24 protein-coding genes are annotated in these 23,386 nt (G+C 67.0%); 8 read left to right on the forward strand and 16 right to left on the reverse strand.

The window, feature by feature from the left end; genetic code table 11:
* Positions 1-45: 45 nt before the first annotated feature.
* The 10 genes from ACVBD7_RS18655 to ACVBD7_RS18700 all read right to left on the reverse strand — a co-directional run bounded on the left by ACVBD7_RS18655 (position 46) and on the right by ACVBD7_RS18700 (position 7,531).
* On the reverse strand, positions 46-2,097 hold the full coding sequence (locus ACVBD7_RS18655; protein ID WP_458094743.1) for a DUF927 domain-containing protein: 2,052 nt from the start codon (positions 2,095-2,097) through the stop codon (positions 46-48).
* Positions 2,097-3,101: a hypothetical protein gene (locus ACVBD7_RS18660; RefSeq protein WP_458094744.1), complete on the reverse strand. Its 1,005-nt coding sequence runs from the start codon at positions 3,099-3,101 to the stop codon at positions 2,097-2,099. The genes ACVBD7_RS18655 and ACVBD7_RS18660 overlap by 1 nt, the downstream gene beginning before the upstream one ends.
* Positions 3,098-3,652, reverse strand: coding sequence for a hypothetical protein (locus ACVBD7_RS18665; RefSeq protein ID WP_458094745.1), 555 nt, complete (start codon positions 3,650-3,652; stop codon positions 3,098-3,100). Before ACVBD7_RS18665 ends, ACVBD7_RS18660 begins: the two co-directional genes overlap by 4 nt.
* Positions 3,652-3,861, reverse strand: a complete 210-nt coding sequence (locus ACVBD7_RS18670; RefSeq protein ID WP_458094746.1) for a hypothetical protein — start codon at positions 3,859-3,861, stop codon at positions 3,652-3,654. Before ACVBD7_RS18670 ends, ACVBD7_RS18665 begins: the two co-directional genes overlap by 1 nt.
* Positions 3,862-4,009: 148 nt before the next feature.
* On the reverse strand, positions 4,010-4,204 hold the full coding sequence (locus ACVBD7_RS18675; RefSeq protein ID WP_458094747.1) for a helix-turn-helix domain-containing protein: 195 nt from the start codon (positions 4,202-4,204) through the stop codon (positions 4,010-4,012).
* Positions 4,205-4,352: 148 nt separating this feature from the next.
* A complete protein-coding gene (locus ACVBD7_RS18680) occupies positions 4,353-5,081 on the reverse strand; it encodes a hypothetical protein (RefSeq protein ID WP_458094748.1) in 729 nt (242 codons plus the stop codon).
* A gap of 698 nt (positions 5,082-5,779) precedes the next feature.
* Positions 5,780-6,262 carry a hypothetical protein gene (locus ACVBD7_RS18685; RefSeq protein ID WP_458094749.1) on the reverse strand — a complete coding sequence of 161 codons (483 nt, stop codon included), beginning with the start codon at positions 6,260-6,262 and terminating at the stop codon, positions 5,780-5,782.
* Positions 6,259-6,615: a hypothetical protein gene (locus ACVBD7_RS18690; protein WP_458094750.1), complete on the reverse strand. Its 357-nt coding sequence runs from the start codon at positions 6,613-6,615 to the stop codon at positions 6,259-6,261. The genes ACVBD7_RS18685 and ACVBD7_RS18690 overlap by 4 nt, the downstream gene beginning before the upstream one ends.
* On the reverse strand, positions 6,612-7,130 hold the full coding sequence (locus tag ACVBD7_RS18695) for a hypothetical protein (protein ID WP_458094751.1): 519 nt from the start codon (positions 7,128-7,130) through the stop codon (positions 6,612-6,614). The genes ACVBD7_RS18690 and ACVBD7_RS18695 overlap by 4 nt, the downstream gene beginning before the upstream one ends.
* On the reverse strand, positions 7,127-7,531 hold the full coding sequence (locus ACVBD7_RS18700; protein WP_458094752.1) for a hypothetical protein: 405 nt from the start codon (positions 7,529-7,531) through the stop codon (positions 7,127-7,129). The genes ACVBD7_RS18695 and ACVBD7_RS18700 overlap by 4 nt, the downstream gene beginning before the upstream one ends.
* 131 nt (positions 7,532-7,662) lie before the next feature.
* Between ACVBD7_RS18700 and ACVBD7_RS18705 the strand changes: the two genes are divergently transcribed.
* The 3 genes from ACVBD7_RS18705 (at position 7,663) to ACVBD7_RS18715 (ending at position 10,993) form a co-directional block, all read left to right on the forward strand.
* Positions 7,663-7,905: a helix-turn-helix domain-containing protein gene (locus ACVBD7_RS18705; protein WP_458094753.1), complete on the forward strand. Its 243-nt coding sequence runs from the start codon at positions 7,663-7,665 to the stop codon at positions 7,903-7,905.
* Between the two features lie 1,812 nt (positions 7,906-9,717).
* Positions 9,718-9,990 carry a Rap1a/Tai family immunity protein gene (locus ACVBD7_RS18710; protein ID WP_458097722.1) on the forward strand — a complete coding sequence of 91 codons (273 nt, stop codon included), beginning with the start codon at positions 9,718-9,720 and terminating at the stop codon, positions 9,988-9,990.
* Positions 9,991-10,174: 184 nt separating this feature from the next.
* Complete coding sequence (locus ACVBD7_RS18715) at positions 10,175-10,993, forward strand: hypothetical protein (protein ID WP_458094754.1); 819 nt, start codon at positions 10,175-10,177, stop codon at positions 10,991-10,993.
* 100 nt (positions 10,994-11,093) lie between these two features.
* Here the strand turns inward: ACVBD7_RS18715 and ACVBD7_RS18720 are convergent, their stop codons facing one another.
* On the reverse strand, positions 11,094-11,408 hold the full coding sequence (locus ACVBD7_RS18720; protein WP_458094755.1) for a hypothetical protein: 315 nt from the start codon (positions 11,406-11,408) through the stop codon (positions 11,094-11,096).
* Positions 11,409-11,584: 176 nt separating this feature from the next.
* Between ACVBD7_RS18720 and ACVBD7_RS18725 the strand changes: the two genes are divergently transcribed.
* A complete protein-coding gene (locus ACVBD7_RS18725; protein ID WP_458094756.1) occupies positions 11,585-11,680 on the forward strand; it encodes a hypothetical protein in 96 nt (31 codons plus the stop codon).
* Between the two features lie 1,596 nt (positions 11,681-13,276).
* Here the strand turns inward: ACVBD7_RS18725 and ACVBD7_RS18730 are convergent.
* Positions 13,277-14,062, reverse strand: coding sequence for a KilA-N domain-containing protein (locus ACVBD7_RS18730; protein ID WP_458094757.1), 786 nt, complete (start codon positions 14,060-14,062; stop codon positions 13,277-13,279).
* 575 nt (positions 14,063-14,637) lie between these two features.
* Positions 14,638-15,864 carry a tyrosine-type recombinase/integrase gene (locus ACVBD7_RS18735; protein ID WP_458094758.1) on the reverse strand — a complete coding sequence of 409 codons (1,227 nt, stop codon included), beginning with the start codon at positions 15,862-15,864 and terminating at the stop codon, positions 14,638-14,640.
* Positions 15,865-16,117: 253 nt separating this feature from the next.
* Between ACVBD7_RS18735 and ACVBD7_RS18740 the strand changes: the two genes are divergently transcribed.
* Both ACVBD7_RS18740 and ACVBD7_RS18745 read left to right on the forward strand, forming a co-directional pair.
* A complete protein-coding gene (locus ACVBD7_RS18740) occupies positions 16,118-18,577 on the forward strand; it encodes an SLBB domain-containing protein (RefSeq protein ID WP_458094759.1) in 2,460 nt (819 codons plus the stop codon).
* 113 nt (positions 18,578-18,690) lie between these two features.
* Positions 18,691-18,825, forward strand: a complete 135-nt coding sequence (locus ACVBD7_RS18745; RefSeq protein WP_458094760.1) for a hypothetical protein — start codon at positions 18,691-18,693, stop codon at positions 18,823-18,825.
* A 54-nt stretch (positions 18,826-18,879) separates the two neighbouring features.
* Here ACVBD7_RS18745 and ACVBD7_RS18750 read toward each other — a convergent pair whose 3' ends face one another.
* Positions 18,880-20,637, reverse strand: coding sequence for an ABC transporter transmembrane domain-containing protein (locus ACVBD7_RS18750; RefSeq protein ID WP_458094761.1), 1,758 nt, complete (start codon positions 20,635-20,637; stop codon positions 18,880-18,882).
* A 7-nt stretch (positions 20,638-20,644) separates the two neighbouring features.
* Positions 20,645-21,181: a metallophosphoesterase gene (locus tag ACVBD7_RS18755; RefSeq protein WP_458094762.1), complete on the reverse strand. Its 537-nt coding sequence runs from the start codon at positions 21,179-21,181 to the stop codon at positions 20,645-20,647.
* 191 nt (positions 21,182-21,372) lie between these two features.
* On the opposite strand from ACVBD7_RS18755, the gene ACVBD7_RS18760 reads away from it, so the two are divergent.
* The gene (locus tag ACVBD7_RS18760) at positions 21,373-21,519 is read left to right on the forward strand and encodes a hypothetical protein (RefSeq protein WP_458094763.1); all 147 of its coding nucleotides are present in this window, start codon (positions 21,373-21,375) and stop codon (positions 21,517-21,519) included.
* A 199-nt stretch (positions 21,520-21,718) separates the two neighbouring features.
* Positions 21,719-23,110, forward strand: coding sequence for a dihydropyrimidinase (hydA, locus tag ACVBD7_RS18765; protein WP_458094764.1), 1,392 nt, complete (start codon positions 21,719-21,721; stop codon positions 23,108-23,110).
* 18 nt (positions 23,111-23,128) lie between these two features.
* Here hydA and ACVBD7_RS18770 read toward each other — a convergent pair whose 3' ends face one another.
* Positions 23,129-23,335, reverse strand: a complete 207-nt coding sequence (locus tag ACVBD7_RS18770; RefSeq protein ID WP_458094765.1) for a hypothetical protein — start codon at positions 23,333-23,335, stop codon at positions 23,129-23,131.
* Positions 23,336-23,386 lie beyond the last annotated feature (51 nt).

Raw genomic sequence — 23,386 nt, forward strand, 5'->3', positions numbered from 1 at the left:
GTCCGGCCGCCTCGGGCGTGGTCGGACAGGTCGGACAGGGGGTGCTCATCGGGCACCCTCCTTCCGCGGCTCCGGATCATCCACCAAGTCGGCCTTGATGACGTAGACTCTGGGCCGCCCTACGCCCGGAACGGTCTCACGCCGGGCCAGGTTCTTGTCTTCGCCGGCATTCAAGAAGCCCTCAGCCCGGAGCGTGCGCGCCGCCTCAGTCGGATCGATGCCTGCCTCGCGGCAGAGCTCGCGCCACACCTCCGGCGCGATCAGGTACTCGTCCCGTCCGTCCTCCTGCCGACGGCGCCAGCCGGCCCGTTTGATGACGGGACGATCGGGGTGGCTTTCCACCCACCCGCTGCTGTTCAGGCCGCGCTCGAAGTGAATGGCGACGAAGCGCGACGCGCCATGCTCGGTGAGGAACAGCCGCACCGCTCGGACGTGCTGGGCCTCCTCAGTGGCGCCACCGCCTCCGCGCTTCTCGATCCACCGCGCCAGCATGACAGCCGCCGAGCGGAAGGCCTCGTCCGCGGCCCAGGGCAGGATGCCCCAGAGGGTGGCGAGCTCGCCGGCCAGCGCCACGAGGGCACAGCGGCGGGCCACGTCACGGACCTGCGGATCCGCGCTGGCTGGCAGGGTGGCAGCCATCCGGTCCCGCATGGCCGCCGCCGCCTCCGCCAGGCCAGCAGCATCGTCGCGCCGTGCCTCGGCCAGCTTGGCGATGAAAGTCCGCGCAGCGTGCCCGTGATGGCGACGCACCCCGGCGTGCAGGTCCGTCATCAGCGCGCCCAGCGTTGCCCGCCCGTGCAGGTCCGGCCAGGCGGTCGCAGCGTCCACGTTGATGGAGGGAAGCCGCACCTCGGCGCCGGCCGGAAGGCTCTGCCCCGTCTTGGAGACGACGGATGCGATGTCGAGCTCGCCCGTACTGATGATGAAGGTGCGCCAGGTGCGGCGGCGCTGGGCGGTGGTGTCGCGACGCATCCGGCCTTTCCCGGATTCGTTGGCCAGCATGTAGCAGGCGGAAGCCACCTCCCGCGGGTCGGCCTGGTGCAGCTCGTCCAGGCCGAGCACCCCGTCGCCGGCCTCCTCCGCGGCGCCCTCTAGCCCGTTGGCCGTGCTGCGCCAGTCCCGGAGCATCGCGCCTTTCACGGGCGGCCCGTAGGCGGAGAGCGAGATGCGCGCGGCGAGCGTCTTACCGACCTTGCTGCGGCCCGCGATGTGGAACCCGCCTGACGGCTCGCCACAGGGATCCAGCAGTGGCCCGGCGAAGGCGGCGGCGAGCAGGAAGGCGGCCATTGGGTTTCCGGCGGCGAGCGCGGCCACCTCCTCCTTCCACCCTTCAAGCGTGCCGGTTTGCGCCACCATCTGCGCCGCATTTTCGGGCGGCGCCTTCATCACCAGAGTCTCGGCCGTGGCACCGATCACCGTGCCGTCCGGGAGGATGTAGGCGGCCTCCTCAGCGCCGATGGCGTGCCAGCCTGCCCGGGATACCAGCGTGACGCGGGAGCCGGCCTGGACGCCGCCCAGGGCCTCGCGCAGCAGCATGCGGGCGGAGGGGTTGGGCGAGACCCGCAGCCCCCGCTCGAGCAGCGCCGCCTCGAGTTCGCCGGGCGCAGTCACCAGCAGCCGGGCCGGCATGGGCCAGGTGTGGATCCGGGCGTCCCGGTCCTTCCACCGCAGCCACAGGCTCCAGCCCTCTCCAGCCGCGTCCCGGGCCTCGCCCAGCACCTCCAGCGGGGCGCAAAGCCAGACCTGCCCTGCCTCGCCCTGATCGGCGTAGAGGCCATCCCGCTCCATGTCATAGCCGTGGGGCCAGCGGACCTCACCGGGCTTGGGCGGGGTCTTGCGACGGGTGGTGGTGGCTTGCTCCCGGCGGCGGCGAGCACGCTCAGTTTTCACCAGCTTGTCGAGGGCGGTGAGGGACAGGCCGCACTCTCGCGCCGCAGCCTTTCGGTGCTGCTGGTACTCGGCCTCGGTCATCCCGGCGAGGCGCACCACCACGAGCGCGATGTCGGCGCGGGAGGTGAATGCCTCCTCCTCCGGCGCATCGGTGGAGGCGTTGGCGAAGCCGCGGAGGATCGGATCCTCTTCCATGCGAGCGTCCATCAGCCGCGCCCTCCCGTGGGCAAGTTGCCGGCGTCGGTGCGCTGCGCGACCGCCCAGGCAGCGATCTTCGCGCCTTCCCCCTTCGGCTTGCCGGCCTGCTCAAGCGCGCCGTCCACGGCCCGGATCACCTCGTCGGCGGTCATCAGGCCCGCGACGACGAACCGGGCCAGTCCCCAGGCTTCGGAGACTGCGGTGGGGTGGCGGCTGTCGATCGGGGCGGTCGAGATGTTCGTGCAGGCCCGCATCAGGGCAGCCCGCACGTAGCGGTCGGTGCTGGCCGCGGTGGCGACGCGTGACGGTTCGAAGGTCGGCCGGGGCGGCGGCTGCAGCTCAGCCTCGTTCGGGCAGTCTACGGCCTCGGCGCCCGGCAGCATCGCCAGGCGGCGCGGCAGGGGATCGGCCATGTCCACGAACAGCGGTGCGGCCGTGTAGGTGACCTGCGCGGCCCGGAGGGTGGACGGATCCACCCCCGGCACCCCGCGCAGCCAGCGCTGGCACTCAGCCCCTGTCAGCGCCCGCTCCAACAGGAACCAAAGGCGCAGCCGCAGGCCGGGCTTAATCGCGTGGCTGGCGGTTGCCTGGACAATGCAGGCGGCACCGTGAAAGGCGTCGGGCATCGTCAGCCGGGCCAGGATGCCGCAGGCCTCTAAGTCGCGTCGGTCCATGCCGTCGGGTGCCGGAATGCCGTCGCAGTCCAGCGCCACCCAGCGGCGCGGCGCGTCCGTCAGCGTCGGGAGTTCGCCGGTCTCCTTGTCGGGATGCACCAGCCGCCGCACGCCAACCGTGTAAGTGGGATCGAGGATGGCGCCGCGAACCACGCAGTGCTCGGGGCGGTGAGCGAGGGCGGCCAAGTGATCGCGCAGCCCGTCGAGCCCGTCGAAGGTGACAGCGTGCATGTCGTAGTGCTTGGCGCTGTCATAGCTCTGCGCCTCGGCCCCGAGGCGGATCAGCTTCGCCAGGCGCCGGCCACGGCTGCGGAGGATGGTGAGGTTGTCAGCGCTCATCGAGCGCCCTCCTGCACGGGATGGATGCCGCCGCGTGGCGTGGCGCTCCAGCACAGGCAGGGAAGGCGCTGGCCCTGCCTGTCGCGCCGCTCCGCCTCTGTCTGCGCCAGGGCGATCCAGGCGTCCTCCTGAACCGTTGCCGTCTCAATCAGCAGGACCCGACGCATCATCGGCACGGCCGCGGCGATCGCGGCGTAGTGGTCCCGCGTCCCGCCCGTAGCGTGAACGACGATCGAGGCTGCCCACTCCAGGTAGCGGGACAGTTTCGGGAAGGCGGACGGGGGCGGCGTCGGCGCGGGAAAGTCGGGATCACCCGAGAGGACGATCACGGTCGCCGGCCTAGTCCGGTCCAATACTTTCGCCGGGAGCCGCCCACCCGGCAGCGCCACCGCGATGCGGTAGTCCCCCGTCAGCGAGCCGCGCCAGAGCGGGACGGCGAAGTCGCCGCGTGCCCCCTCCATGCGGCGGATGGCTTCGCTGATCGTGGCCGGCGGCAGGTCCATGAAGGCCAGCGGCGGCAACGCGGCCTGGCGATGATGGGAGTGCAGCATCAGCGCGCCTCCAGGCTGCGGCCGGCCAGGACGTGGCGGCTGCGATCGGCGGAGTGCTGCACCATGGCGTCGATCGGCAGCACGCGCTGGCCGCAGATGCGGGCAGGCGAGTGGTCCATCGGCCAGGCGGTCTCGATCCAGCGTCGGCGGAAGTGCGCGTTGCACTCCGGGTCTGACTGGCGGGCGTAATCGGCAGCGGATTTCGGCATCGGTGGTCTCCGTCGAGGAGGCCACGGAAAGGGCTGGAAAGCCGGCGTGCGGTACGCTACATGCGGGGTGTCGATTGCCCGCGTAGTCTAGTAGCGTTGAGTTCCGCAGCCTGCCCGGTGAGCCCCACCGCGGCAGGTTTTTGCGTTTCTAGGCGGCGGTCTTGGTCAGGCGGGGCAGGCCATCTACGAGAGCCTGAAGCGACGGGGCAGGAATCAGCGTTCGGTTGCCCAGCTTGCGGGCCTCCAACCTTCCCTGCTTGATCATCGCGTACAGCACCGTGCGACCGATGCCCGAGCTGCTAACGGCCTCGGGGATCGTGAAGGCCAGTTTGGCGGGGGCCATGTGCACTTCCGTTCGTCCTTGTCCTCGTGAACAAGGCGAAGATGCGGGCCCATCATGCCTAGCGTAAGTTGAGAAAACTCAGGGTGATCGCACCCATAAACACCATTGGAAAAACTGGTTTCCCTCAGAAAAGTAAATGCCACACAGCCTAGTGCAGGTGAGGTGGTTTGGCGGCTGCGGTGGCTTCGAGTTCCTTTCGAAAGCGCGGCCAGTAGTACGCTGGCAGGGCGGCCTGCTCCTCGCTGAACGGTTCGTAGGTCCGGATCCGCACACGTAAAGTATCGGGCTCCGGTAACCGCCAGCGTTCGCGAAGCAGCCGCGCCTTGTCGGCCGGCTCGACAGTCCAGAGCGCAACGGCCGCGTGCAACTCCCGGAGGTAGGTCATCATGAACCGTTCGGTTGGTCCGTCGACCGTGGCTGCGGGCTTGCGCTGGAAGGCGTACTGATACACTGCCAGGAGCGTCGGATATGCAAACCGGTCGAAATCGTTCTTCGGGCGGCCAGCAGGGTTCTTCCTGACAGCTTCTGCCGCGATCCACGACCTCATAGCATCCATCCACTCGACAGGCGGAAGCGGCGGTGGGCTCGCAAAGTCCATCACTGCCGGGTAGGCCTTGAACAAGCGGATATAGCTGTCGGCAACTTCCTGCGCTGCTTTTCGGGGTGCTTTCGGACGGTCGAATGAAGCATGCATCAGCCAGTCGGAAATGCGCGCGAGGGTGAGATACAGCGCCTCCACGTCCAGAGGCTCGTCGGTCAGCGGGCCTGCCGGCGCAGCGAAAATACGCGCGATAGCCTCGCGGGATAGAGGCGAGCGCTCCCACGTCTCGTCCACGTCGGCGCTCAGCAGTAGAGCTTCTGTTTCCTCGTCCATCATCGCCCCCGCAGCGCATCCCGCATGTGAGCGGCAGGGCGGCCGGGGCGGAGATCCCGGCGCAAGGGGTGGCCACCCCCGCCCTGCCGATGGGGATTGTAGCAGGCGCGAGTGTGGCGGCGAGAGAGCCGGTCACGCCGAAGCCCTCCGCAGCATCATCCGCACGGCCGGCGGCTTCATGCCCAGCCGCTCCCCGACCGCCTCAATGTCGTGACCATCGTCCAACATCTGGCGCGCCACCCGGACGCGCCTGGGCGTATCGGGATCGGGTGGGCGCTTCCGGTGTAGGGACCGCAGCCCGGCCCGCCTGGCGCGCATCCTGGCAGCGTCTCGAGAGAGGTCCAGCGCGGCGCCCAAGTCTCGGTAGGTAGCGCCGGTGGCAAGGATTGCGGCGAGGCAACGTTGGTGCGTGAGGACCGCACCTGACCCCGCCTGGGTTGATCTTTCCAGATCGCGGTGTCGTGCGTTGTTATGCTGCACTGCACCATGCAGGGTGAGGTCGGGATAGGGAGGAACAACATTAGGGGTCCTACCTATGTTCGAAATCCTCTTCCTCGCCGGAATAGCGGTACTCGTGGCAGCGCAGGTCGGAGCACGGATTGCGCTCCAGAAGTCCCTGCTGCTGAGCCAGATGCCTCGATATCGATGCGCCGACTGATCTGCTGGTATGACCGGCGGGACGCCGCCGGTCTTCTGGCGGCTCATGCCACCCCTCCCCGCTCGTCGTAGTATCTGCCCAGCGCGCCCCGGAGGTCGTAGCCGAGACGGGCGGCCAGGAAGTCGGCAGCCCGGCGAGCTGCGCGCGCATAGCCCCGGAACTTCTCGGCGGTCGCCTCGTCCTCCATGTCGCAGTCGCCCGCGTATCCCGCATAGGAGGCTGTCAGGCCGAGGATCAGCAGCGCGTCGGCGGTTGTCTCGGGCGGCGTTTTCATCACCTCGAGTTCAATGCGCCCGATGGCATTGGTCGCGGCCAGCGACTGCTCCCACAACCTGACACGCTCGGCTTCGGACACGCTGGGGTCTATGGCGTCCTGGGTGGCATAGAAGGCCGTTTGAAGGGCCGGGACAGGCTGCCACAGAGTTTCTACCCTCCCCGGGGGCACAGCAGCCACGGCAGGCAAGGCGCCCGCCGCACTGAGGGTGGCGATGCCACAGAGGACACCGCGGCGGCTGGCGCGGCTCATGCGCCAGTCCTCCCCGTCAGGTCGTCGGCAAAGGAGACGGCCAGCCACTCCTGGGGGACGTGGAAGCGGCTGCAGAGGTCCATGGTCCCCCGCAGGGTCCACCATCGCGCGGCTTCGGCCTTGGCGCGTAGGCCTTCGGCAGTACGGGCCGGGATCGCGCAGGCCTGGACGATCAGGGCGACGCCGGGATCCGGTGCGGTATGCTCTGCGAAGCTGACGGGAACGCCAGAATTGTGCCGTGCTTGCAGGCCCGCGCAATGCTGTTCGGATGCTCTTCTGGCATCAGCCAGTAACGCGATCAGCGCGCCATCCAATTCAGACACCACGCAGCCGGTTGGGATACGGCGGCTCATGCCACGATCTCCCCGACTACCTCGGGCAGCAGCCCGCCCGCGATCAGGCGGCCGGTCATGGCGACTTGCGCCATCACGGCCTCCTCAAACACGGCGCGGGTGAGCACCAATCTTTCGAAGCCGATCGCCTTGTTGTCCTTCCAGGCGTGGACGGCGCCCTGTCTCGCTTCGCAGCGGTAAAGGGAGAGATGCCCAGCCGCGAAAGACAGCAGGTAAAGGCCCTCGCAGTGGTATGCCGAGACCGGCACCGCGATTAGGAGGTCATTGCGCTGCACGCTGGGCGCCATCGCATCCCCGACCATGCGGAAGATGCGCGGCGCGTGACCGCGTGGATTCGGGTCGGGCTGCACGATCTCCGGGCGACCAATGGCGGCTTCGGAAGGCAGGATCGGCAGGGGCGCGAGCGCCTTGGACGGCTTGCGGCGCGGCGGACGGCCAGGGGCAGGCTTGCCGGGAAAGCGTGGGGGGATTGCCGGGGGCTGCTGGCCCGGCTCGAGGAACGGACGCAGGGTCATGCGAACGCCCTCCCGAACAGGCCGCACAGATTGGCGGGGATCGGGTCGCCGTTGCGGCGGTAGGCCTGGCGCATCTGGCGACGGGTGGGGCGGATCACCTGGACGGGGCGCACCCAATCGGGCGCCAGGGTGACGGGCTGGGCGCTCGCCTCGTCCGGCTCGGCCTCGCCCTCGGCGTCGGGCTCCATGTCCAGGGTCGGCCGATCGGCCGCATTGAGGAAGTCGATCAGGAATGTGGCGGCGTCGAGCAGGCTATGCGCTTCCCGCTCGATCGCGGCGCGGAGCTCTGGGGTCATCACCAGGGCGGCGAAGGGGAGCTGTCTTCTTCTCGGGCCCTGCGCCAGGTCTGCGAGAACTCTTCTGGGCAGTGCGTCGGGCATGATATGGGCGTGCATGGTCATCGCCTGCTGATCCCTTCAGCTGGTGGGGCTAGGCCGGCGGGCGGGCTCCTACCCCCACTCGTCGGCCGTCAACCATAAAGGCTGACGACAACCAAAATGGCGTGCTATGCTGGTCAGGTCAACCATTTTAGTTGGACATAGTGGCACCAGCGCAAATCCGGGCCGCCCGCGGCCTTGTCGACTGGTCTCAGGGGCGCCTTGCCGAAGCGGCGGCCGTCTCCCTGAGTACCGTAAAGGACTTTGAGGCTGGGCGCCGCCAGCCGATGGCGAACAACCTCGCAGCAATCCGCGCCGCTCTAGAGGCAGCCGGCGTAGAGTTCATCGCGGAGAACGGGGGCGGAGCTGGGGTACGGCTGCGGAAGGGCGATGTTTGAGCGGTGGAGCGACCGCGGGCGGGTGCTGAATGGGCTGGTGAAGCGGCGAGCGGCAGAGCGGGTGATGTTTCTAGGCGGGATGAGTGAGCCGAGAACCAGGACTGGTTGACCCTTACGGTTGGATTGATTGTAGTGTTGCCAATCCGATTCGAGTGGTGGCCATGTGTTCTCAACATCACGACTCGAGGTGGGCAGTTGTGCTGGCTTTCGCGCTCCTTCTTTCGTCTTGCGCAAATGCCCCGGTCAGCCCAGCTGCCTCAGCGACAAGCCAAGGCAGCGGTGAAGGCGAGCGCAGAGTTATCCCGGTGCTGCCAGCGCTGGAGGGTCATTACGTAGGCATTGGGCGGGTCAGAGAGGGCACATACTGCCCGGGCTTGTCATCACCGTTTCCTTACACGATGCAAGTGTACGACGGTCGCTGGTACGCCACATCGTTCGAACGCCGGGTAGGCGCTGGCGTATTGGATGCTGAAGGTTATGCAATAAACTCCGCAACGGGTCGCCGTATAGCGGGCTTCTCACAGGATGGTTGGCGCGGTTTTAATAGGTCCGACAATTCCTTCGGAGGACGATGTGTCGTCGACTACGAGCTTACCCGCCGCTGATTGAGGCCCGGGGCAGCCTAAGGAAATTGGGCTGCTACAGTGTAGAAGTATGCACCATACTTGGCTGCTCCCCGGCGGACATACATGTCGCGGGTACCCGCCTTCTCAAGCTGCGCGGAGGCTCGGTTCTAACTCAGCCGGTGCGGGCTCTCGCGGCTGGCTGGGGATCGGGATGAGGTGCCTTGTGAGACTCTGTGCACGTAACAGCTCCAGGCCAATCCGCAAGCGTGGACTTCATTGCCGAGAATGGGGGTGGGGCTGAAGAACACTTTCGGACTGTAAGCGCACAGAACACCTACTCACGCTCCCGTGATGCTGGTATCGTTCCGGTTGAGTGTGGAGGTCCGGATGCGACTCGTTGCGGTTTTGGCTGTGGTGACATTGCTTGCCGCCTGCGGGCAGCCATACCAACCGGCGACTACCGCCGAAGCTGCCGCTTGGGCACGCTGCCAAGCTCAGGGTCGCCAAGCAGGTGCTCCGGTTCGAAACGTCATCGAGAGTGCAGTGACGCAGGTCGAAGTGCAGAACTTGTGCATGCAAGCATGGCGCCTCGACACCGTCGCCGAGAAGGAAAGACGTCTTGAAGACGCTCGCCTAGCCGATCAACGAAGCGCCCATGCAGCTGCGGCGGTGATCGCTGCAAACGCAGCCGAAAACGATGCTCGCCAGCGGGCCGACCGCGACTGCCGAGGCGCTCGAAACCGGGACGCATGCGTGCAAGGTATCGTGGCGTCTGCACGCGCCGTTGCCATCGTAGGCCAGCCATCTCCGGTGGAGCCGCCTCCCTCTCTGACCGGCAAGCCGCCAGCGCTCTAGCAGCCGTTCCCGGCGTCAGTACCGCTTCAAAAGCTAGTTGCCGCCGTTGCTAGAGTCCCGCGCCAGGGCCGAGTTCAGCGCGAGGGACGCCGGTAGGCCGTAGTGCATTTGTGGAAGCGTAACTGCGCCTCTACTCGAGTTTCCAAGCGGTGGCCAATATACTCTCCGAATCGGGATACCGGCAGCCGCGGGCGTAGCTGATCGGACCCAAACGGAATGGCGGCATATTGCGCCGGGCTCAAGTGTATTTGCAAAACGAGAGGGAAGATTTTCAGTGGCTTTCGTGTTTTCCGCTAAACACTTCAAGAAATGTGCTGGATTATTCGCTGGCGCGGTTTGCTTACTGGCATTTTCCGAGAGGCCGCAGGCCCAAGACTGGCAAGTTCCAAAAGTGTCAGGCCATCAGATCTACGAAGGTTGTACCACGACCCACTTGGCAGCATTCTGTAGGGGCTACGTCCTTGCAGTCACGCAAGTAATAACGGAGCCGAACGGGTATCAAGGTTGGCGCGCATGCATCCCACAGGGTGTCCCACCACAGCAGCTGGAGGCGGTGGTCAGGGAAGCTCTCGTCAGGAACCCACAACAGCGAAGCCTGCCAGCATTTGACCTGGTTGCTAACGCCGTGGCCGTAGCTTTTCAGTGCCCTCGATCTCGGCGGTAGAATCGCTGGAGACCATAAGCAGATTAGAGGGAGATCTCGGCCGCCGGAATCCTCCGCAAACGGAGCTCGCCAGCAGGCTTGATTCATCCAAAAACTGTGCGTGTCTATGCTCGGCCGGAAGATGCCTTATGGCATATCGCGCGGGGCAGGCAAGGTGCGGCTACGAAAGGGTTGGCGAGGTTTCATGAGTGCAGTGCCGTCTACCACAAATATTGAGAAGCTCGAGGTATATGCAGGAGAGGTCTATAAGTTTCCTACCGCCGAAGCTCGGGTGCTGGCGAAAGGATGTGAGTATCCTTCAGTAGAAAAAAGAGGATTTCGATATTATCTTCTAATTCTTCCCGCACTCTTTGCTGTGTACATCTTTTGGATAGATGGGACTGCAAACATTTACGTCTCTTCTATTGTATGGCTGGTGCTCTCGGTCATTTCATACTGGATGGGGGCATTTGTGGCAGAGTTGGTTTCGAGTTTTGTATCCAGAGATGTCGTCAAACAGGTGGAGCGTAACTTCGCCAAAATGAACCAGCTACTTGATGACTATTTTGATCGGGTTCCCGCCATAGCGAAATCAAGGTTCGGATATCCGGCATCTGCAGCAATATTGTTGTCAGACGCTACAATCGTCATGATATCGAAAGATCAGGCCTATGTACCGACCAGACTGAGTGGTTCTGGTATCATATCAGCGAAGGTTCACAGAGAAGTCCGGTCCTCCTCCTCTTCCATCTCGACAGTTACTTCGTCCGCAACATTTAGATCGTCTGCTGACGGGTACGGCCTTAAAAACGGCGGAACCCATTCCGCTACGGTGCACAACAGTGCCCACTCCTCAACCTGGGAGCACTTCAGTGTGCATGTTGCCTACCGAGACACTAATAATGAGGCGGTCAAAATATTTGTCCTGCCGCTTGGACGTGCTGCTGATGCTGAACAGTGGGTCATGAACATCAACCGCATTAAGGGTCAAAGACCGAATGAACTGGTCGAGCATTCTGCTTAGCAATGTGTATGGTTTGGAGCATTCCGCTTCAACCCATACAGCAGGATCTGGTGTATTCGTGCCCGGCCGATGATGTATTGCGGGCCCGATCTACCCCTTCTTACACCAATTTTGCGCAGCCTACAGTATTGTTATTCCGGTCGGCGAACAGCATGGTGCAAACGAAAACATCGCTCCCGGATTTCAGCATCATGGTTGTCGCTAATGCGTTCAGTACGAATGTCGTACTATACCCTAAGACCTCTGCGCCTTTTTGGATGAGTGCTTGTGGCGTGTCGTTCACCGGAATCATGTTAAGAGGCACCATTGCGGGCGTGGACTGCGGCGCAGGGTTGTTGCGAGGCTGAGCGAGCGCTCCCACCGAAGTCGCTGTAGAGATGGCTATCGCGAGATAGATTGAGCTGAATTGATGCATGGCTGCTTCCGATGTGTCGCGCCACTGCGGATAACGTGGCGCTGCCGATTCGCGAAGTCTGGTGCTCGCGACTGGACAGCGCGCATTTCAGGTCGCGGGCTGGACTAAATTCTTCCTCGGCTGGAACGCTGGCCTTCAGCGGCTTTACCTGCGGCGCCAAGCGGTACTGCCGGGAGATGACGAGCTGCGCCGAGGCTCGGCTCTACCACAGCCAGTGCGGGCTCTCGCGGCTGGACGGGGATGGGGTGCCGTGTGAGACGCTGTGTCGATAGCGCTAGATCCGCGAAACCCCGCCAGCAGCGCGGGCGAAGTTAGGCAGGTCCCGCTGGCTACGAAGGTGAGGTCGGGCATAGTCCCAACATGTCTTAAATTGATCCTGCCGTGTTTGCCGCCGACTAGATCCTCGGGGTACTCACCGGGCCGCTCGCCCAATGCGCCAAGGCCCTTGAGCGCGGGGACGCGCCTGCCGCCCAGGAGCGACTGAAAAAGGCTGTCGAAGTGCTGAGCCGGATCAGCCGGGATCCGCGCGAGGGTAGAGTGTAGCGCCGCTGCCGGCAGCAGCGGCGGAGTTGGACGGCTCTGGTGCTGGCTGGTGTGGGACGGAAGAAGCCCTAAGTGCCCCTATCTGCCGAAGGAGGTGCTGTCGGCTGTGCTGGCGCAGGATTGGAGATAGGCTCCGGAAGACCTGGTCCAGCAGGTGGGACTGCAATTGAAATGGCAGCCCGTGGCGGATGCGGCTCCGTCAAAGCCTGTAGAACTGTATTGGTCGTTTTGTCGATCCAGAATCGGTTAACTTGGCCGCCTGCCCCGTTAGCTGGGCCCGCATTGCGACGCACAATCCAAACTGCGCGCTCTTTCTCTTGCAGTCGCAGTGTTCCCTCGCTCTCAACTACCACTCTGTTCCGGTACAAACCTTCCTCTGCGGGGTTCCAACTCTCCGCAGATCTAAGGAAACCGCTGTAGCTTATCTCTCTACCAACCTCGAGAGGCCAAAGTCTGGGTAGGTTTGATAGTGCTGCGTCGAACAGAGACCCCGCCTCAAAGGTCGGGAGGACAGTCGTCAGCCGGACGGTTTGGCGGCCCTGCTTTCGGAGGCAAACCCGGGGATCGTTTGGGTCAGCGCCAAGCCACTCCTGAGGAGAACCCCGTTCAAACCGCACAATCGTTCCTGCTGGTGGACACGAGAAGGCACCGGCGCCGCCCTGCGAGGAGGGCTGTGCGGAGCAGGCTGCTAAGGCCAACACGGGAGCTAAGAGCGCAAGTCGCATTGGGGAAGCCTAGACTACTGTTCCGGATGCGCAACTCAAAAACGGGGCTGAGTTGAACGACGCTACTCCCTCGAAAGCGCCTTCAGAATCTCCCCGAGGTAGTAATTTGTGTCCCTGTGCGCCCTGCTTAGTTCCGCAAGGAGGTGGACCAAGTCGGGTGTCGTGGTCTCAAGCGTGCGGGGAAGCGCAGCCAAAGTGGGGGGCTCAGCGTGGATGCGGCACCCCTCTCAGGCGAGGATTGTTCCTAGGCCAAGAGCCCGCAGCATGAACCAACAACGACGAAGCCCCGCCGGTTAGGGCGGGCTCTTAGGGGAGGAACCGCCCCTTCTCGCACCAGTACCGCCTGGGGATGGCCTGATCTCGAGTGAGTAGGCGAGCCGCTTGTTCGCAGTTGGCACGGTTGAAAAGGTCGCCCTCAGCAGAGTCGAACGTAGCGACGTGAATCCTTGCTTCAGGGAAAACGGGCGACGTGCGGTAGAGGGTGTGCGGACTCAGCGGCTCGGTGTAACTGGCCAACACAAACCCGGCCATTGCTAAGGCTAAATGCATTGAGTGCGGCTCTCCTAACTACCTTCTGTCGCCGTTAGGTCGAGGATGGAGCTACGTTTCTGAACTGGTAGGAGGCGGCAGAAGCAGGGTCAGATATGGGATCGCTTTTGGATCACGTTCCTTGAAGTAGTCCAGCGCCCTCTGGGGGATCCATACCTCCACAAAGTGCTTTCGGAATGCTGGCAGGAACTCATCGGGATAGGCCCGAGCTTGGACCGTCGGGCGCTTGTCCTCGAAAACGTGCGGGTAAGTCAGGCAATCCTCGGCAGTCACGCCGTGGACTGACTTCATATAGTTGGCGAACATCTTGCCCTGTGAAATGTCCGGCCAAAGGCTCTCCGGTAGCGTGTAGCCCTGGGACTCCATGGGAGCGATCAGGCCGAGGGTAATTTCGTTGAGGACCGAGAAGTGACCTTTCGGCACGTTCTGGCTGTTGGCTACGTAGCGCCTGAGATGGAACGGCATGGAGGGCTTCGGCCCACCGCTCATCCAGTCGTACACCCACTTGGTCACCATCACCGCGAACTTTGGTGAGAGCCACTGGGCGAGGTGGATTGCCACTTGAGGGTGAACCCAGGTCCCCTGAAGGTGGGGAATGCCGCCTGTAAGTGATTGAATTAGCTCCGCCGTCGGAATTCCGACGGCGCTCGAAAGCTCAGCGAAGAATGCCTTAGTCCCCGCATTCTCAGCGTAGTGGCTCCACCGCCGCCCCGCGGCTTGGCACATGGCGGTCGCGTTGATGTAACCGTCGCGCTTCCGCTGGCTGACAATCTCGCCCTCCACCTTGTGCAGGGTATAGGGCAGCGGGAGCTGCCCCTTGGGTGCGGCACCGCTCATTCTTGGCTTTCTCCATTTCGACTCTCCCGCGCCAGCAGCACCCGAGCCGCCTTCACCAGCGCCTTGCGTCCGTCCGCCGGTAGGCTGTCCCAAGCCCGGAGCATCTCCATCCGGCCTATGGCGCCCGCCGAGAGCTCCTTCTTGGACGCGTCCTCAATCATTGGCCGACCTGGCCATAGGCGGGGTGGGTGCCGCCCTCGGTAGGGACGACCTCGGAGCCGAGCGGGTCGGGGTACACGTCGAAAAGGGTTTGGTCCTCGGTCATCGCCGCCCTGCGTTCTAGGCCTTCACCTTCGCACTCAGGTCGGCAGGCGAGAAGCGCTGCAGTGGCCCGCCCCATCCCTGTCCCGACCGTCCCGACCCCGACCCGACCGGTCGGGACGCGAAAAGCCCAGCAAAATAATTCTGTCCCGACCGCCACGACTGTCCCGACCGGGCATTGAGGGGCGGGGTTGGAAACAGCGTTCCGGCCCTCCCCCTGTCCGACCTGTCCGACCGCCGCCACACAGGTCGGACAGCGGTTTAGACCCGGAAAATAAGGCTTGTCCGACCCGTCCGACCTGTCCGACCGGAAATCAGAGGGTGGGGTTGGAAACAGCATTCCTCTGCCGGATTGGGACCACCTCTCCAGCCTTCGCTACCTGCCCGCAGTACCGTCCCCAGGCTTCCATCAGCTGGGCACGCTTCGCCAGCAGATCCCCACGCTGGTAGGCGGCCTCAACCTGGTTCCGGAGGGTGTGAGCCAGCGCGGCCTCGGCTACCTCCCTCGGGAAGGTGCTGCGCTCCGCTGCCCAGTCGCGGAAGGTGGAGCGGAAGCCGTGCACAGTGAGGTCGGTACGCTTCATCCGCCCGAGTAGGACGGCGCAGGCTCGGGTGGAGAGGGGCTTCTTACCTCGGGGGCTGGGGAACAGGTACCGGCCCTCTCCGGCCTCCCTGAGGCACTCCAGCAGAGCAAGGGCTGACTTGGAGAGGGGTACCCGATGCTCCTTCTTCCCCTTCATGCGATCAGCCGGGATGGTCCAGAGCGCCTTAGCCATGTCGATCTCTGCCCACTCGGCGCCCATGGCCTCGTTCGTCCTGACCGCGGTGAGGATCAGCAGCTCGAGGGCGCGGGCGGCTAGGTCGGGGCTGGCCCGTATCGATGCCATGAAGGCACCCACCTCGGCCCAGGGGAGGGCGGCGTGGTGCTCCACCTTCGTGATCCGGCTCCGTGGCGGAAGTAACTTCCCGAGGTGCCCCCGCCAGCGGGCCGGGTTCTCTCCTGTCCGCCACTCCCGGGCCTTGGCGTAGTCAAGCACCGCCTCGATCCGCCCACGCTGCACCACGGCAGTCTGCGACTTCTCGTGCCAAATGGGCTCCAGAGCATTCAGCACCTCGGCAGTGCCGACCCGTTCCACCGGCATGCTGCCGAACACCGGAAACACATAGGCCTCCATCTGGGTCAGCCACTGCGCCCGGTGCTTCTCGTTGCGCCAGCTCGCCTGGTGCGCTGCATGGAAGCGCTCGGCCACTTGCTTGAAGGTCAGGGTGGTCTTCTGCGCCTCGGCTGCTGCAGCAGCCTTCGTCTCCTGCCTGCGAACCAGCGGATCCACACCGTCCCGAAGCAGGGCACGCTGGGTCTGGGCGTGCTGCCTGGCGTCGGCGAGGGACACGTCAGGGAAGGGCCCCAGCCCCATCTCCCGGGCCTTGCCGTGGCGGGTGTACCGGAAGAGCCAAGACCGGTGCTCTGCGTCGCGAACTTGTAGCCAAAGTCCTCCGCCATCCCCGTAGCGTCCGGGAGAGGTCAGGGCCTTGATCTTCAAGGCGGTTAGCTTCCCAGCCATTCATCACCCAGCCCACAAGGAGAGGCGAACTGAGGGGCTCCGGCCCAGCCCCCATCTCAGCCCACAAGAGAGAGCCGGATTTACCCGAACACTCCCGAACGCCCCCGGACAGTCACCCTCTATCCTATTGCAGTCAAACAGGGATTTCCGGACGGCCCTGGACGCCTGCGGACAGTAGTTCGGCTACGACACCTTCCGCAACCTCGGCCCCCTGCCGAATCCCGGCGCCGCCGTGGTCGGCGCCCTGCCCGACAGCTACGTGCTGGGCCGGGATGACGAGTTGGTGGTCTCCATCCGCGGCCGCTCCCGCCAGTCGCTCTCGCTCCGCGTCGGGCGGGACGGGCTGCTCACCCTGCCAGACCTTGCTCCCTTCCCCGCTGCCGGCCGCCGCCTGGGCGAGCTGCGCGCCGATATCGAGGCCCGGGTGGCGCGCGAACTCGGCGGGTCGGAGGCCTTCGTCTCCATCGGCCAGACCCGCCAGATCGCGATCTTCGTGGCGGGCGAGGTGGTGCGGCCGGGCCTGGTGCCGCTGCCTGCCATCTCCTCTCTGCTCGATGCGCTGGGCGCGGCGGGCGGCATCCGCCGCACCGGCAGCCTTCGCGCCCTGCGCGTGGAGGGGCCGGAGGGCACGCGGGTGGTCGATCTCTACGCCGCCATCGCCGGCAGCCCGGGTACCCCCGACCTCACCCTGCGGGAGGGGGAGCGGGTGGTGGTGCCGCCACTGGGCGGGGTGGTGGCGCTGGGCGGCGACGTGACGCGGCCGGCCATCTACGAGCTGCCCGCGGGCGCCGCCTCCGCCCCGCTCTCCGCCATGCTGGCGCTGGCCGGCGGCGCGCTGCGCCCGGCCGGCAACCGGTTCCTCTCCACCGGCACCGATGCCGGCGGCCGCCGCGCCGTGTCCGAGCTCGCCCCGGGCTCGGCGGTCCGCCGCGGGGACGCGGTGGTTGTCTCCCCCGGCGTCGATGTCATCTCGGGCGGGCTGCGCCTGGCCGGGCATGTGGTGGCGCCTATCACCCGCGGCGTCGGCCCGCGCGGCGCCGGGCTGCGCGCCCTGCTGGCCGATCCACGCGTGATCCGGCCAGACCCCTATGTCCGCATGGGCGTCGCCTGGCGGATGGACGATCGCACCCGGGTGCGCCGCTTCATCGCCTTCGACCTCGGCCGCGTGATGAACGGAGGGGCGGAGCTGCCGCTGCGCGAGGGGGATGAGGTGATCCTCCTCTCTCAGGCCGATGTGCTCTGGCTCGCCTCCCCCGCCGTGCAGCGCGCCCTGCGCGGTGAGGCAGGAACGGCGGCACCCATGGCCGCCCAGCCCGTCGCGGGAACCGCAGCCGGGGGCTTCCAGCCCGGAGGAATGCAACCCGGAGGAATGCAGGCTGGAGGAATCCAGGCCGGGGGCATCCAGGTCGCTGGAATGCCGAACGGCATGGCCAACGGACTGGCCGCAATGCCGGGCGGCCTGCCCGGGGCGGCAATGGCCGGCCCGATTTCGCATGGTGCACCCGATTGCCCGGCCCTCACCGCGCTCGCCGTTGCCGCCCGCTCCTCGCCGCTGCGCTTCGCCCATGCCCGCAGTGCCGGCTTCCCCGATATCGGCGCCCCCGGCTGCCCGCAGCTCTTCGTGGACTACCCGGCCCTGCTGCCCTTCCTGCTCGACCAATCCGTGCTGCTGGCCGGCGAGGTGCGCCTGCCCGGCCTGTTCCCCATCATCGAGGACACGGGCCTCGACATGGTGCTCGCCGCCGCTGGCGGCCCGGCCGACACCGCCGATCTCTCCGCCGTGGAATTCGCGCGCGAGCCGCTGGAGAATGCGGGCGCCATCCCGCTCTCCCGCACGCGGCTCGACCTGCGCTCCCGCAACTTCGCGGCCGTCCGCCTCTCCCCCCGCGACGCCGTGCGCGTGCCGCGCGGCTTCGGTGACCGCGACACCGGCCCCGTCACGCTGGTGGGCGAGTTCCTGCGCCCCGGCACCTACGACATCCGCCGCGGCGAGCGCCTGTCGGAGCTGCTGGCCCGCGCCGGCGGGCTGACCGCCCAGGCCTATCCCTATGGCGCCGTCTTCACGCGGGAGAGCGTTCGACAGCGCCAGCAGGAGGGCTTCCAACGCACGGCGCGGGAGCTGGAGACGAGCCTCATCCAGGTCGCCGCCGGCCAGGCCGTGGCGGGCAGCCGCCAGGGCAGCCTCGACCTGGGCGGCGCCATCAATGCCGGCCAGGCGCTGGCCGGCACGCTGCGCGAGGCGCGCGCCGCCGGCCGCATGGTGGTGGAGGCGAACCCCGTCGTCCTCGCCTCCCGCCCGGAGCTCGATGTCCTGCTGGAACCGGGCGACCTCGTCGTCATTCCCAAGCGCCCGAACGAGGTGACGGTGGTGGGCGCCGTGCTGAACCCGGGCAGCCTGCAGTTCTCGACGGGCTGGAAGGCCAGCCAGTATGTGCGCGCCGCCGGCGGCGAGCAGCGCTTCGCCGACATCTCCCGCGCCTTCGTCGTGCTGCCCAACGGGCAGAGCGTGCCGGCGGGGCTGGGCAGCTGGCAGCAGGGCGGGCCGCCCATCCCGCCCGGCAGCCTCGTCGTCGTGCCGCAGGATCCGTCGCCCTATGAAACCTGGGGCTTCATCCGCGACCTCACCTCCGTGCTCGGGCAGATCTCCATTAGCTCGGCGGCGCTGGCGGTGATCTCGCGGCAGGGACGATAGGGGTGATCACGAAAAGTGGAGAGGAGATGACGGGGCGGTAAGGTCTGGTGCTAGGCTTCCGTGGCCCGGGGTACCGAAAGGGAGCCCAGGCCAATCCGGAATGGGAGGCCCAGATGACCAGCGTCCTGCACCCGCTTCGCGGCACGAACCTCACCGTCGCGCTCATCGCCCTCGCGCTGGTGGTAATCTTCCTGGTGGTCGAGCACGTCTACGAATGGCCGTTCCCGCTGCACCGGAACGCGCGCTAGCGAACAGCCCGGAAGAAGGCGGAGGCCGGAAAGGCTCGCCCTCCGGCCGTCCCGTCACGCCGCCGCGAATTGCAGCCGCGCCAGCCGCGCGTAAAGCCCGCCTTCCGCCACCAGCGCATCATGCGTGCCCTCGGCCACGATGCGACCGTCCTCCATCACCACGATCCGGTCCGCGCGCCGCACGGTGGCCAGGCGGTGCGCGATGACGAGCACCGCCCGACCGCGCGCGAGGCGCGTCAGCGCCGCCTGCACCGCCGCCTCGCTCTCCGCATCCAGCGCGCTCGTCGCCTCGTCCAGCAGAAGCAGCGGCGGGTCGCGCAGCACGGCGCGGGCGATGGCGATGCGCTGACGCTGCCCGCCCGAGAGCCGCACGCCCTTCTCGCCGAGGAAGGTGGCATAGCCCGCCGAAAGCGCCTCGACGAAGCCCTCCGCATCCGCCGCGCGGGCAGCGGCCCGCACCTCCGCGTCGCTCGCATCGGGGCGGCCGTAGCGGATGTTCTCGAACACATCGGCACCGAAGATCACGGGGTCCTGCGGCACCAGCCCGATGCGCGAGCGAATCGCCGCGGGGTCCGCCGCGCGCAGGTCCACGCCATCCAGCAGCACGCGCCCCGCTTCGGGATCCCGGAAACGCAGCGCGAGCTGGAACAGTGTGGTCTTGCCCGCGCCGGACGGCCCGACGAGCGCCACCGTCTCCCCGGGCTCCACCGCGAGCGAGACGCCGTCCAGCGCAGGCCGGTCGGGGCGGCTGGGATAGCGCAGCCGGACGCCCCTGAATTCCAGCCGCCCCACCGGCCGCCCTGGCCCCGGGCTGGGAAGCGGCACGGCCTGTGCGGGCGGCAGGATGTCCGGCACCGTATCCAGGAACTCGCCCACCCGCTCGGCCGCGCCCGCGGCGCGCTGCACCTCGCTCCACAGCTCGGAGAGCGAGGTGACGGAGGTGGCCAGCAGCACCGCGTAGAAGACGAAGGCCGACAGCTCGCCGCCCGTCAGCCGCCCGGCCAGCACCGCATGCCCGCCCACCCACAGGCTGAGCGTGATGGCGCCGAAGCCGAGCAGGATGATCAGCAGCATCAGGAAGGCGCGTACCCGCACGCGGGCGAGCGAGGCAGCGACGCTGCCCTCCGCGCGGTCCACGAAGCGCGCCACATCCGCAGCCTCATGCCCATGGGCCTGCACGGTGGCCATGGCGTTCAGCGTCTCCTCGGCCTGGGCGCCGAGATCGGCCACGCGCTCCTGCGCCACCCGGCTCAGCCGCCGTTCCCGCCGCCCGAAGATCACCAGCGGCAGCACGATCAGCGGCGTGACCGCGACGACGAGAAGCGTGAGCCGCGCGCTGGTGAAGAACAGCATTCCCAGCGCGCCCAGCGCCATGATCGCCGCGCGCAGCCATTGCGAGACGGCGGCGCCCACCAGGCCGCGCAGGATCTCGGTATCGGCGGTGAGCAGCGTCAGCACGTCGCCCGTGCGGCGCTGCTCGTAATGGCTGGGCGGCAGGCGCACCGCATGGGCGAACACCTTGCGCCGCAGCGCCGCCCCCACCCGCTCGCCGAGCCAGGAGACGAGATAGAAGCGGCTGGCCGTGCTGGCCCCGAGCAGCACGACCAGCCCGAGCATCAGCAGCGCGTGCTGATCAAGGCTGGACGCGCCGCCCTGGCCGGCGAAGCCGTCATCGATGATGCGGCGCAGCCCCTGGCCGAGCAGCAGCAGCAGCCCCGCCGCCATGCCCATGGCCAGCATCGCCCCCAGCACGCGGGGAAGGTGCGGGCGCAGCAGGGGAAACACGATCCGAAGCGCGGGAAGACGGTTCATGCGGGGCTCAGGCATCCAGGCCGGTCGTGGCAGGGGTTGCAGCCGCCGTGCGGCGTGCGACGCGGGCAGAGAGTTCGGCTAGGCGGATAGGCCGATAGCCGCGGGGGTCCACCCCCACGTCGAACTGGCGCGGCAGCCGGCTCAACCGCCCATGCGAGTGGCCATGCAGGTTCCACGCGCCCCGTCCCTGCCCGTTCCAGCTGCGGAGGGGATAGTGGCACAGCACCAGCGCGCGCCCCTCCCGCTCCATCTCAATGAAGGGCTGCGCGCTCGCCCAGCCATCCAGCGCGCGGATCTTCGGCGGGTCGTTGTTGCCCCAGACCAGGTGCTTCACGCCGTGCAGCCCTGCCAGCAGCCCGGCGGGATCAGGATGCCCCACGGCGAAATCGCCGAGATGCCACACCTCGTCCTCCGGCCCGACCACCGCGTTCCATGCCGCCGCCAGCCCCTGGTCCATCTCGGCGGTGGTGGCGAAGGGGCGCCGCAGGAGGGCGCGAAGCGACCCGTGGCCGAAATGCGTATCCGCGGTGAACCAGCTCTGCATCCGCTCCGTCCGTGATCCTGCCGGAAGGCATAGGGGCCGCGCCCGTCCGGCCGCGCAGAGATGGGGTGGTAGGCGCCGCAAATCAGACCTGAAAGGCAGGTGAAAGAACGTAAGCGGCCCGTCAGCATTCCGTTGCAGATTGCGTCCATCGCGCGCCAATGGTGGCGCCTAGGTCCTCCGCAATGCCGTCCGTGACCATCAAGATGTCCCCCATCTTCCGCGCCCTTCTGACGGGATGGCAGCTTCACAGCGGCGTTCAGCTCCGCCTTGTCCGTGACGCCGCGCTCTGGATGCGCGCGCCGGCGAACCGGCGGCCGGTCTGGTCGAAGCGCGGGTGACAGGGTGCGCCGCAGGGGCCATCGCCCCCTGAGGTGCCTGATCGTCATTCCCTAGGAAACCCGAAGCGGAGGCCAGGGAGGTAAGGCCTCCCTTGGGGACACGAGACGGCGCCGAACCCTGAAAGAGCCCGTCTCAATCCCCGGGCTGACGACCGGTCACGCTCCCCCTAACCTGCCCGGGAATCGAGGGAATTGGGGCATGCACGACCTGGTCATCCGCGGCGGCACCGCCGTGCTCGGCAGCGCCGTCGCCCGCTGCGACATCGGCGTCACCGCCGGCCGAATCACCGCCATCGCGGACCGGATCGGGGAGGCGCGACAGGTGATCGACGCCTCCGGCCTGCTCGTCCTGCCCGGCGGCGTGGACACGCACTGCCATATCGAGGAACCCCTCCCCGAGGGCGGCCACCAGGAGGAGAGCTGGGAGAGCGCCTCCCGCTCCGCCTTCGCCGGCGGCACCACCAGCGTCGTCTGCCACACCACCCAGGACAAGGGCGGGCCGCTGATGGCGCGGCACCGCTCCAACCGCGAGCGCGCGGCGGCTGGGGCCATGGTGGATTACGGCTTCCACCAGATCGTCGCTGACCCGAGCGACGCCGCGCTGGCCGAGATCCCCGCCCTCGTCGCGGATGGGGTGGGCAGCCTCAAGGCCTTCCTCACCTATGACAACGTGCATCTGGACGACGCCGCCTTCCTGCGCGTGCTGCAGGCGGCCAAGCGCCACGGGTTGATGGTGCATGTGCATTGCGAGAATTACGACGCCATCAATCTCGCGGTGGGCACGCTGCTCTCCAATGGATGCACCGCGCCGACATACCATGCCCTCTCCCGCCCGCCGGTTGTGGAGCGCGAGGCGACGGCGCGCGCGATCGCACTGGCCGAGCTGGTGGGGCAACCGATCCACATCTTCCACGTCTCCTGCGCAGAGGTCGCCGAGGAAATCGCGCGCGCGCAGGCCCGCGGCGTCCCCGTGCGCGGTGAGACCTGCCCGCAATACGTGGTGCTGACGGCGGATGACATGGACCGGCCGGGCTTCGAGGGCGCCAAATTCATGTGCAGCCCGCCACCCCGCACTGCCGCCGACCATGAGGGCATCTGGGCCATGCTTCGCCGCGGCGTGCTGGATATGGTCACCTCGGACCATTGCGGCTTTTCGTACGAGGGCACGCGCGGCAAGGCCAAGAACGGCCGCGATGCCGCTTTCGACGCCATTCCCAACGGCATCCCCGGCTTCGCCGCGCGCCTGCCCCTCATCTTCTCCGAAGGCGTGTCGAAGGGACGCATCGACCTGCCGATCTTTGCCAAGCTGATCGCGGAAAACCCCGCCCGCATCGCCGGCCTCTACCCGCGCAAAGGTGTCATCGCGGTGGGCAGCGACGCCGACCTCGTGCTGTGGGACGCGCAGCGCCCGGTGACCATCACCAACGCCCTGATGCAGCACGCCATCGACTACACGCCCTATGAGGGGATGCAGGTCACCGGCTGGCCCGCCGCCACCATCCGCCGCGGCGAGGTGGTGATGCAGGACGGGATGGTGCTGGCCCGGCCCGGTACCGGGCAATGGCTGGCGCGCGGACCGGGCGCGGGCTGACCGGCCCGCGCCTCAGTCTCAGAGCGGCGCGCCGCGGTTGGAGTCGAACACCCGCTCGCGATTGCCCATGCCAGTGTTGCCCGGGCTGACGAGCCCCGGCGGCGGCTCGGCGCGCATCGTCGCGGACGGGCTGGAGGCCGGGGAGGCGGTCGGCGAGCAGGCCGAGACCAGGCCCGCAAGAACGGCCAGGGCCGAGAGGGACAGCACGGCGCGCAGCGGGATCATGGGTATCGCCCTTCGACATTCTGGCGGTCGCGGAGCGCGGACGCCTTGTTC

Source organism: Roseomonas sp. WA12 (assembly GCF_054165765.1).